This is a genomic window from uncultured Sphingorhabdus sp., from assembly GCF_937872355.1.
Taxonomy (GTDB): Bacteria; Pseudomonadota; Alphaproteobacteria; order Sphingomonadales; family Sphingomonadaceae; genus Sphingorhabdus_B.
This window is the reverse complement of the sequence record NZ_CALMSV010000103.1, coordinates 1-3277: the sequence shown is the minus strand read 5'-3', so window position 1 is coordinate 3277 and position 3277 is coordinate 1. Positions and strand designations below refer to the sequence as shown.

Below are 3277 nucleotides of genomic sequence, written 5' to 3'. Positions count from 1 at the left end.
AGGGCGCGCGGCGCGAGCCCGGCCAGCGCGAGCGGGGCGGCGCCGAGCCCGAACAGGTGCGGGCGCATCGCGGCGGCGAGCGAGGCGGCCCAGGCGCTGCCGCGCGGAGCGAAGCGCTGGAACACCTTGCCCTCGATCAACACCTCCTCGCTGCCGAGCTCGAGGAAGTCGGTCTCGTCCGCGCGCAGCTGTTCAACCCATTCGATGAGTGTTGCCATGGGGTCGCGCGCGGGCAACAGCGCGTCGAGCCGCGCGAGCGCGCGGTTGTCAGCCGACAGAAAAGACTGCAATTCTAAAAAGGACGTTTAATCAATAGGATAGGATGACTCAAATACGCATAACTCTGTCGCAGCACGTTTCCACGCCGCATGGCCGGACAGATTATGCTACATTTGACGATACAGGGGAATCTACAGCGGAGCCAATCGTATGATTGAGCGAATGCCGTCTCCTGCACCCAAGCGCAGCCTCAAGTCCCTCGAGGCGGGATTGGCACTGTTCCCGCATTTCCGAAGGCATATTTCGGTGTCCGGGCCGGTGACGGCGGCGCAGATTGCCGCTATTTGCGAAGCCACCGGTTTGAAGGAGCGCCAGATCCGAACATTGGCCGCGCGGTATCGGGCGCATCCGGTTGCCGAATCGCTTGCACCTAAGCCCCGAGGACCGCCTCCCGGCTCACATCGGATCGACCCGGTGGTGAGAAGCGCCATTGATGCGCTGACCAACAAGATCGCGCTTAAGATGGTGCCGCCGAACCGCGCTGAAGCGGCTAGGCAAATATGGGGCTTGCTCCATGCAGATAACGGAGAGCACCGGTTTTCCGCCGATTTGATCCCGAGCGAGAAGACAATCGAGCGGCTGCTGGCCGAGATTCCGAGCAGTGTGTGGGCCAAGGCCAGCATGGGCTCCAAGACCCGCAGCGCGCATGAAGCGCACCCTGGGGAATACCGCAGCGATGGTTTCCTCGATCTTGTCCAGATGGACCATACCAGGGGGGACGTTATCCTGGTCGACAGCCTGCGGCGGGAAGAGCTCGGACGGCCGTGGATCACGTTCCTGATTGAAATCTGGACCCGTGCGATACTCGGCTATTATGTCAGCTTCGGCGATCCTTCGATTTTCCGGTGCGGCAGGGCGGTCGCGAGCGCGCTGCTGCCCAAGGAACCGGTGCTTGAACACCTGGGTGTGGATGTCAGCTACCCGATGTTCGGCCTGTTCCGGCGCCTGCATGCCGATCAGGCCAAGCCGCATCGCTCGGAGTCGTTTCGGCGGGCCTGCGTGCGCAATGGCATCGACCCGGATGTCCGCAAACCCGGCCCGGCCCATCTGGGTGGCCATATCGAGCGGCTGATCGGCACAATGGTCGGAAAACTGAGACTTTTGCCGGGTGCTACGGGATCGAACGTGTCTGCGCGCGATGACTACGACGCCGAGGCTGAAGCGGCGATGACCCTTGCGGAATTCGAGCGCTGGCTGCTGTGCCAGATCGCGGTTTATCATCACACGCCGCATTCCGCGCTCGGCGGGTTGTGCCCGGCGCAGATGTGGGAACGCGAGGCAGCGCGCCATGGTCCCTTGCTCCCGGTCTCGTGTAATGCGGACGAGCTTTTTCGCCAATTTCTGCCGTCCGCTGACGGTCCATTCCCGGGGCATCCAGATCAAGCATCGCCATTACTGGCACCCGGCGCTCGGCAAGCGGATAGGCCAGAAGATCGAGGTCAGCTGGGACGAACGGACGATCCAGCATGTCTATGCCGAGCTCGAGGGCTCTTTCGTGCAAATGGCGGTTATCGGCCAGTATCCCGATGTCTGGGAGGCGGACTGGGAAGCCGCCAGGGCCAAGGTGAGGGCCCTGGGCCGCGGCTACCAGGCCGATGGCGGCCGTGCGGCGACGGCCCGCGCCATCGCAGCGGCAAACCAGGAAATCCATCAGGCGCGGGTTCGCACCAAGGAGGCGCGACGGCGGGCAAAGCGGCGCGAAGGGGAGGGGCTTACGCTCGCGGACCTGCGGACGCCTGAAAAGCTTTTAAAACAGCCGGTTCAGTGGAAATCGGTGGGGGAACTGGGCGAGGATACCTGGCTGAAGGTGCGCCCGTGAGCGCGGTCACCACCGCGCAGCCCTCGGGGCACCTATCCACATTCTGGATCGACTTCGACGAAGCCCGCAACGCCGTCGAGACCATCGTCGAGGTTGCGCATGACGATCCGGAAGAACGACCGACCTGCATCGTCCTCACCGGCCAGTCCGGCATGGGCAAGACCTCGATCCTGCGCGAGGCGCAGCGGCGTCTGACCGAGGCCTTGCCCGAGCCCGCCGATTGGGGCGAGGCCCGGTACCAACCCGTGCTGCGCACGGTCATTCCCTCAAGCCCGACCTCGCTCAAGATCAACTTGGCGCTGCTCTGGAAGCAGGGCTGGCCGATCCGGACAAACACGCACAAAACCGCCGATTTCAAGGTGGTCGATCTGTTGGCCGCGCAGGGGACGAGGCTGGTCGCGATCGACAATGTCCATGTGATCCTGACCGCCAGCGGGGTCGCGCGGCGCGATACGCTCGATGCCTTCCGCTTTCTGATGAGCGCTGGCAACGTGCCGCTGGTCGTGGCCGGGCTTGATGTCGCCCGCCAGATCTTCGCCGACGATGTCGAACTCGCCTTTCGTTCGATCATGCTCAGATTGCCGCTGTGGGAGCCGGGAGAGCCGTCGCAGCGCCTGATCCGGGCGCTGGCGATGGGCATGGACATGGCCGAGCCCGAACATCTCGCCGAGCCCGCGTTCGCCGAGCGGATCTGGCGCGAAAGCGGCGGGGTAACCGGCAATTTCAAACGGATCCTGCACTGGTCGGCAAAGGTCGCCAAGCGGCACGATCGCGTGCTGGTAGCGCACGACGATATCAGCGAGGCCTTGCAGCTCTTTACCCCCTATAGCCCGGATTGAGCGCCGGGATGGGCGCCGCTCAGGGCAGAGCCGAGATCGAGCCGCTGGCCTTCCGGGTCAGGCCCCTGGCGGGGGAATGCTTTGAATCCTGGCTGCATCGTCTGGCCGCGCGGCATGAAACCACGCGCAAGGCGCTGTTCAGCCATCTCGGCATCGAGACAGCCCTCGCTACCTGTGACCTGGCCTCATTAGCCGATGGCACCGCAGATGTCGGCTGCCAAAGTTTATGACAACCTCGTTTATGCACTAAGTATCAATAGATTAGGTTGATTTCTCTGCCATCAACTTTGGCATGCGGAGTTTTCGTGTCGTGAGCCCTGCCATAGTTCATGTCATTTAC

At 63.3% G+C, this 3277-nt stretch carries 4 protein-coding genes and 1 pseudogene; 3 read left to right on the top strand and 2 right to left on the bottom strand.

Annotated elements, in window-relative coordinates; translation table 11 throughout:
- Together Q0239_RS06060 and Q0239_RS06055 are read right to left on the bottom strand one after the other, a co-directional pair.
- Positions 1–290 (bottom strand): annotated as a pseudogene (locus Q0239_RS06060) (hypothetical protein); the annotation flags it as partial.
- Between the two features lie 385 nt (positions 291–675).
- Positions 676–1569, bottom strand: coding sequence for a hypothetical protein (locus tag Q0239_RS06055; RefSeq protein WP_298599891.1), 894 nt, complete (start codon positions 1567–1569; stop codon positions 676–678).
- A 25-nt stretch (positions 1570–1594) separates the two neighbouring features.
- On the opposite strand from Q0239_RS06055, the gene Q0239_RS06050 reads away from it, so the two are divergent.
- From Q0239_RS06050 to Q0239_RS06040, 3 genes are read left to right on the top strand one after another with little or no spacing between them, the layout of a single operon-like run.
- Positions 1595–2098 carry a Mu transposase C-terminal domain-containing protein gene (locus tag Q0239_RS06050; protein ID WP_298599889.1) on the top strand — a complete coding sequence of 168 codons (504 nt, stop codon included), beginning with the start codon at positions 1595–1597 and terminating at the stop codon, positions 2096–2098.
- Positions 2095–2937, top strand: a complete 843-nt coding sequence (locus Q0239_RS06045; RefSeq protein ID WP_054590509.1) for a TniB family NTP-binding protein — start codon at positions 2095–2097, stop codon at positions 2935–2937. Before Q0239_RS06050 ends, Q0239_RS06045 begins: the two co-directional genes overlap by 4 nt.
- Positions 2934–3167, top strand: coding sequence for a TniQ family protein (locus Q0239_RS06040; protein ID WP_298599884.1), 234 nt, complete (start codon positions 2934–2936; stop codon positions 3165–3167). Before Q0239_RS06045 ends, Q0239_RS06040 begins: the two co-directional genes overlap by 4 nt.
- The last annotated feature ends 110 nt before the right edge of the window (positions 3168–3277 follow it).